We start from the raw sequence: 639 nt of genomic DNA, 5'->3' as shown, positions 1-639 counted from the left end.
TGAAAAGACCTTTAAAGAAGAAGGATTTGACGTCACCAATTTTGAAGAAGCTCAAACAGCACTGGAACGTTTACATCATGATGCGCCCGATGTCATCTTAACTGACATTCGTATGCCAGGTATTGATGGGTTAACTTTCTTATCTAAAGTGAAAAACTCTCACCCCGACTTGCCTGTTATCATTATGACAGCGCATTCGGACTTAGAGTCTGCTGTATCAAGCTATCAGACTGGTGCATTCGAGTATTTACCAAAGCCATTCGATATTGATGAAGCTTTAGCTCTAGTCAATCGAGCGATTTTGCATATCAATAAATTGCAGCAGCAAGAAGCGACAAAAACAGCTTCACCACTACAATCAACAGAAATTATTGGCGAATCTCCTGCTATGCAAGAGGTTTTCCGAGCGATTGGTCGTTTATCTCAGTCGCATATTACCGTTTTAATTAATGGTGAATCAGGCACAGGTAAAGAACTGGTTGCGCATGCTTTACATAAACATTCTCCACGACGCGCTAAGCCTTTTATTGCTTTAAACATGGCAGCAATTCCTAAAGATTTAATCGAAACGGAATTATTTGGTCATGAAAAAGGTGCTTTCACGGGTGCAAACACCCAACATCAAGGCCGCTTTGAACA

General features: G+C 40.8%; 1 protein-coding gene. It reads left to right on the top strand.

The annotated features are described in order from the left end of the window. Positions 1-639: sigma 54-interacting transcriptional regulator (locus C1642_RS13700; protein WP_228153889.1), on the top strand; the 639-nt coding region annotated here is incomplete at both ends.

It is taken from the genome of Acinetobacter sp. AKBS16, assembly GCF_002899995.1.
Lineage (GTDB): Bacteria > Pseudomonadota > Gammaproteobacteria > Pseudomonadales > Moraxellaceae > Acinetobacter > Acinetobacter baumannii.
This window is presented reverse-complemented; position numbering and strand designations above follow the sequence as displayed.